The sequence below is a fragment of the Pseudescherichia vulneris genome (assembly GCF_902164725.1).
Classification (GTDB): domain Bacteria; phylum Pseudomonadota; class Gammaproteobacteria; order Enterobacterales; family Enterobacteriaceae; genus Pseudescherichia; species Pseudescherichia vulneris.
Map to the genome: position 1 here is coordinate 440169 of NZ_LR607338.1, position 5098 is coordinate 445266.

A 5098-nucleotide genomic window follows, 5' to 3' on the forward strand; every position below is an offset into this window, starting at 1 on the left:
AGCTGCTCTGTCCGACCGATGAGGTACTGCCCATGGTATAGAGGCCAGTGATCGGCAGCTCACCCTTGGGCGACTCCTGCACCGGCAGGCCACGGCTAAGCTCCAGCTCGTTAAGGTAGTGAAGCTGGTTTTCATCGGGCGTGTAGAGGCAGATGCCGCGGGGAACGCTACCTTCAAGGTAACCCGGCATCAGCGGATGATGATAATGCAATAATGTAGGCAGCAGACTGTATACCTGCTGGAAAGCAGGCCCCATAGCGGCCAGCGCGCGATCGACGCGCAGTTGGTTTATGGCATCCAGTCTCTGTTTCAGAGTCTCAATATAGAGGTACAAGACGTATCGCCTGATGTTTTAAACCTTTCCGTAGCGCCATGCTGACAGCAACGTCGGCAATCGCGGTCCGGTTCAGATTTTTAGTATTACAAAGATACCCGTCACCCTTTTTCGTCCTTATGATTATGTGAGGACAGACGAAAAAATGGTCTAAAACGTGATCAATTTAACACCTTGCCGATTGACCGTAAAGAAAGATGCGCTACATACAAGTGTAGCATCGTTCGTTACGTGTAAATCTCAGAATACGGCCTCTTCGCCCTCTTGCGCAATCACCCGTGAAAACTGACACCCTAAGACAACAGTGTTAGGATGGTCGATGGACGACAATGACGGTAACAAGCATGCCAGACACTATTTTAAGAATCGCCACACGCCAAAGCCCCCTTGCGCTCTGGCAGGCACACTATGTTCAGCAGCGCCTGATGGCCTGCCATCCGGGGCTCAACGTTGAGCTGGTGCCGATGGTCACGCGTGGCGATGTGATCCTCGATACCCCGCTCGCCAAAGTCGGCGGCAAAGGGCTGTTCGTTAAAGAGCTGGAGCTGGCCCTGATTGAGAACCGCGCCGATCTGGCCGTCCACTCCATGAAAGACGTACCGGTTGAGTTCCCGCAGGGGCTGGGCCTGGTTACCATCTGCGAGCGGGAAGATCCCCGCGATGCCTTCGTCTCTAACCGCTATGCGAGCCTGGACGACCTGCCGGAGGGTAGCGTGGTTGGCACGTCAAGTTTACGCCGCCAGTGTCAGCTGGCGGAACGCCGCCCGGATCTGGCGATCCGTTCGCTGCGCGGCAACGTCGGCACCCGGCTGGGCAAGCTCGATAACGGCGACTACGACGCCATCATTCTTGCCGTGGCTGGACTCAAACGTCTCGACCTCGAATCGCGCATTCGCGTGGCGCTGCCGCCGGAACTCTCTCTGCCCGCCGTGGGCCAGGGTGCGGTAGGCATTGAGTGCCGTCTGGATGATGAGCGCACCCGTGCGCTGCTGGCACCGCTTAACCATGATGATACTGCCCTGCGCGTCAAAGCCGAGCGGGCGATGAACATGCGGCTGGAGGGCGGCTGCCAGGTACCTATCGGCAGCTATGCTGAACTGGTCGCCGGTGAAATCTGGCTGCGGGCGCTGGTGGGTGCACCGGATGGCTCGGTGATGGTCCGGGGCGAACGCCGTGGTAAGCCGGAAGAGGCGGAGCAGCTGGGCGTCTCCCTCGCTGAAGAGCTGCTGGCTAACGGCGCGCGCGAGATCCTGGCCGAGGTCTATAACGGAGAAGCGCCTGCATGAGTATCCTGGTCACCCGCCCCTCTCCCGCTGGGGAGGAATTAGTGAGCCGTCTGCGCGCACTGGGCAAGGTGGCCTGGAGCTTTCCGCTGATCGAATTTACCCCAGGCCGGGAGCTGGCTACGCTGCCCGACCGCCTTACCGCATTTTCTGCTAACGACCTTATCTTTGTGCTGTCGCAGCATGCGGTGGCGTTTGCTCACGCGCATCTCCAGCATCACGGCCTCCATTGGCCGCTTGCGCCCCGCTATTTTGCCATTGGACGTACGACCGCCCTGGCACTTCATACCGTAAGCGGCATCAATGTACGCTATCCGTTGGATCGGGAAATTAGCGAAGTGTTGCTACAATTACCTGAATTACAAAATATTGCAGGTAAGCGTGCAATGCTGTTACGTGGCAACGGCGGACGCGAGCTGTTAGGCGACACGCTGGCAGCCCGCGGCGCTGATGTTACATTTTGTGAATGTTATCAACGTAGTGCGAAGTATTATGACGGCGCGGAAGAGGCAATGCGCTGGCAGGCTCGCGGCGTCACCACCCTCGTGGTGACCAGCGGCGAGATGCTCCAGCAGCTTTTCTCATTGATTCCAGCCTGGTATCGCGAAAACTGGTTACTTCGCTGCCGTCTTTTGGTGGTAAGTGAACGTCTGGCGCACCTCGCCCGGGATCTGGGCTGGCAGGATATTCAGGTCGCTGATAACGCTGACAACGATGCGCTGCTGCGCGCATTACAATAACTCTCATAATGGGAAGCCATAATGACGGAACAAGAAAACACCTCTGCCGGGGTTGAAGAGACCAGGGAGGCCGTGGAGACCACGCCACAGCCAGAAAAAACTGAGAAAAAAGATCGCGCCATTAAGACCAGTCTCGCGCTGAGCGCGATTGCCATCGCCATTGCGCTGGCGGCGGGCGTAGGCCTTTATGGCTGGGTGAAACAGCAGACCTCAACGCAGTCCGCTAACAGCGACGCGCTGGTGAGCCAAATTACCGCCCTGCAAAAGGCGCAGGAGACGCAAAAAACGCAGTTTGAAGGCATTATCAAGCAGCAGAGCGAGGCCCTGGCCGCCGCAGAGCGCCAGCAGGCCGAGCAGAACAAGCAGCTTGATGAGCTATCGCAGAAGGTCGCGAGCATCTCCGGAACCGACGCCAAAACCTGGCTGCTGGCGCAGGCCGATTTTCTCGTGAAGCTGGCCGGGCGTAAGCTGTGGAGCGATGGCGATGTCACTACCGCTGCCGCACTGCTGAAAAGCGCCGACGCGAGCCTGGCGGATATGAACGATCCCAGCCTGATCGCCGCCCGCCGCGCCATCACCGATGACGTGGCTAGCCTCTCTGGCGTGGCACAGGTCGATTACGACGGCATCATCCTCAAGGTTAACCAGCTCTCCAACCAGATCGACAATCTGCGTCTGGCGGATAACAACGATGACGATGCGCCGATGGATAACGACAGCAGCGAGCTCTCCAGTTCGTTGAGCGAGTGGCGGGTAAACCTGCAAAAGAGCTGGCACAACTTTATGGACAGCTTCATTACCATTCGTCGCCGTGATGAGACCGCGGTCCCCCTGCTCGCCCCGAACCAGGATATCTACCTGCGGGAGAACATCCGCTCTCGTCTGCTGGTTGCCGCTCAGGCCGTGCCGCGTCATCAGGAAGAGACCTACAAGCAGGCGTTGGATAACGTCTCCAGCTGGGTACGCGCTTACTACGACACCGATGATGCGAGCACCAAAGCGTTCCTTGAAGAGGTCGATAAACTTAGCCAGCAGAATATCACCATGGAGCTGCCGGATTCGCTGCAAAGCCAGCCGATTCTGGAGAAGCTGATGCAGACGCGCGTGCGTAATCTGCTGGCACAGCCAGCGACAGCGTCAAATGAAGCCCCGTCAGCTCCGGCGGCGACTGAAGCAGCGCCTGCCGCTGCGCCGCAGCAGGGGGAATAATTATGCTAAAAGTATTGCTCCTCTTTGCACTGCTGCTCGCCGGGATCGTTGTCGGACCCATGGTCGCTGGACATCAGGGCTACGTGCTGATCCAGACTGATACCTACAATATCGAAACCAGCGTGACGGGACTGGTGATTATCCTGATCCTTGCCCTGGTGGTGCTGTTTGCCGTTGAGTGGCTCCTGCGCCGTATTTTCCATACCGGTGCGCGCACCCGCGGCTGGTTCACAGGCCGCAAACGCCGCCGCGCCCGCAAGCAGACCGAGCAGGCGCTGTTGAAGCTGGCTGAAGGTGATTATCAGCAGGTTGAAAAGCTGATGGCGAAGAATGCCGATCACGCCGAACAGCCGATGGTCAACTATCTGCTGGCCGCCGAGGCAGCCCAGCAGCGCGGCGATGAGGCCAGGGCGAATCAACATCTGCAGCGCGCTACCGAGCTGGCTGGGCACGATCCTATTCCGGTTGAGATCACGCGTGTGCGTCTACAGCTGGCGCGTAACGAAAACCACGCGGCGCGCCACGGGGTTGATAACCTGCTAGAGATTACGCCTCGCCATCCGGAAGTGCTGCGTCTGGCCGAGCAGGCCTATATTCGTACCGGGGCCTGGAACTCGCTGCTGGACTGTCTCCCTTCCATGGCGAAAGCGGGCGTGGGTGACGAAGCACACCGCGAGGCGCTGGCCCAGCAGGCGTGGATCGGCATGATGGATCAGGCTCGCGCCGAAGGAGGCAGCGACGGCCTGAAGACCTGGTGGAAGCACCAGAGCCGCAAGACCCGTCATCATGCTGCGCTCCAGGCGGCCATGGCCGAACATCTGATTGAGTGTGACGATCATGATACCGCGCAGGAGATCCTGCTCGACGGGTTGAAGCGTCAGTATGACGATCGTCTGGTCCTGCTGATCCCGCGTCTGAAGACCAACAACCCAGAGCAGGTAGAGAAGGCGCTGCGCCAGCAGATCAAAACCCAGGGCGACCGCCCGCTGCTGTGGAGTACGCTTGGTCAGTCGCTGATGAAGCACGGTGAGTGGAAAGAGGCGAGCCTGGCGTTCCGCGCCGCGCTGAAGCAGCGCCCGGATCCGTTTGATTATGCCTGGCTAGCCGATACCCTTGATCGTCTGCAGCAGCCGGAAGAAGCGGCCGCCATGCGCCGCGACGGCCTGATGCACACTCTGCAGAACAATCCCCCGCAGTAAACCCGCCATAAAAAAACGCCCGCTCTGAAACCAGAGCGGGCATTAAACAGGTCTGCGTGACAACAAATTTGGTGCTTCACTCAACGTTGTGTCCATGGTGTTTGATGAGGCCGGAGCGACATCTGTCTGTGGACGATAAGCACCATTAAACGGCTCTGCGTCATTCCTGAGTTTATGAGGCCTTGCGGCGAGCATAAGAGATGGAATGAGCATCTACAGGTGTATTATTGCACAAGCCGTGCCACTTTTTCACTCCTAAAACTAGCAGCCTGTATTCATTTAGGAATTATGGAAGGCGTCACGAAATCGCGGTGAAAAGTAGGGTGAAGTGTG

4 protein-coding genes and 1 pseudogene are annotated in these 5098 nt (G+C 58.3%); 4 read left to right on the forward strand and 1 reads right to left on the reverse strand.

All coding sequences use genetic code 11. The annotated features are described in order from the left end of the window. Positions 1–334, reverse strand: a pseudogene (cyaA, locus tag FN633_RS01695) (class I adenylate cyclase); the annotation flags it as partial. A gap of 344 nt (positions 335–678) precedes the next feature. On the opposite strand from cyaA, the gene hemC reads away from it, so the two are divergent. The 4 genes from hemC to hemY are packed head-to-tail and all read left to right on the forward strand — an operon-like array spanning position 679 to position 4765. Next, on the forward strand, positions 679–1620 hold the full coding sequence (gene hemC / locus FN633_RS01700) for a hydroxymethylbilane synthase (protein ID WP_154056524.1): 942 nt from the start codon (positions 679–681) through the stop codon (positions 1618–1620). After that, on the forward strand, positions 1617–2357 hold the full coding sequence (hemD, locus tag FN633_RS01705) for a uroporphyrinogen-III synthase (RefSeq protein ID WP_154056525.1): 741 nt from the start codon (positions 1617–1619) through the stop codon (positions 2355–2357). Before hemC ends, hemD begins: the two co-directional genes overlap by 4 nt. Before the next feature lie 21 nt (positions 2358–2378). Then, positions 2379–3566 carry a uroporphyrinogen-III C-methyltransferase gene (gene hemX / locus FN633_RS01710; RefSeq protein ID WP_154056526.1) on the forward strand — a complete coding sequence of 396 codons (1188 nt, stop codon included), beginning with the start codon at positions 2379–2381 and terminating at the stop codon, positions 3564–3566. A gap of 2 nt (positions 3567–3568) precedes the next feature. After that, the gene (gene hemY, locus FN633_RS01715) at positions 3569–4765 is read left to right on the forward strand and encodes a protoheme IX biogenesis protein HemY (RefSeq protein ID WP_154056527.1); all 1197 of its coding nucleotides are present in this window, start codon (positions 3569–3571) and stop codon (positions 4763–4765) included. Positions 4766–5098 lie beyond the last annotated feature (333 nt).

What these genes read in the sequence shown, in the direction of transcription:
- hemC (WP_154056524.1), top strand. Translation starts at nt 679, where the DNA reads ATGCCAGACACTATTTTAAGAATCGCCACACGCCAAAGCCCCCTTGCG.
- hemY (WP_154056527.1), top strand. Translation starts at nt 3,569, where the DNA reads ATGCTAAAAGTATTGCTCCTCTTTGCACTGCTGCTCGCCGGGATCGTT.
- hemD (WP_154056525.1), top strand. Translation starts at nt 1,617, where the DNA reads ATGAGTATCCTGGTCACCCGCCCCTCTCCCGCTGGGGAGGAATTAGTG.
- hemX (WP_154056526.1), top strand. Translation starts at nt 2,379, where the DNA reads ATGACGGAACAAGAAAACACCTCTGCCGGGGTTGAAGAGACCAGGGAG.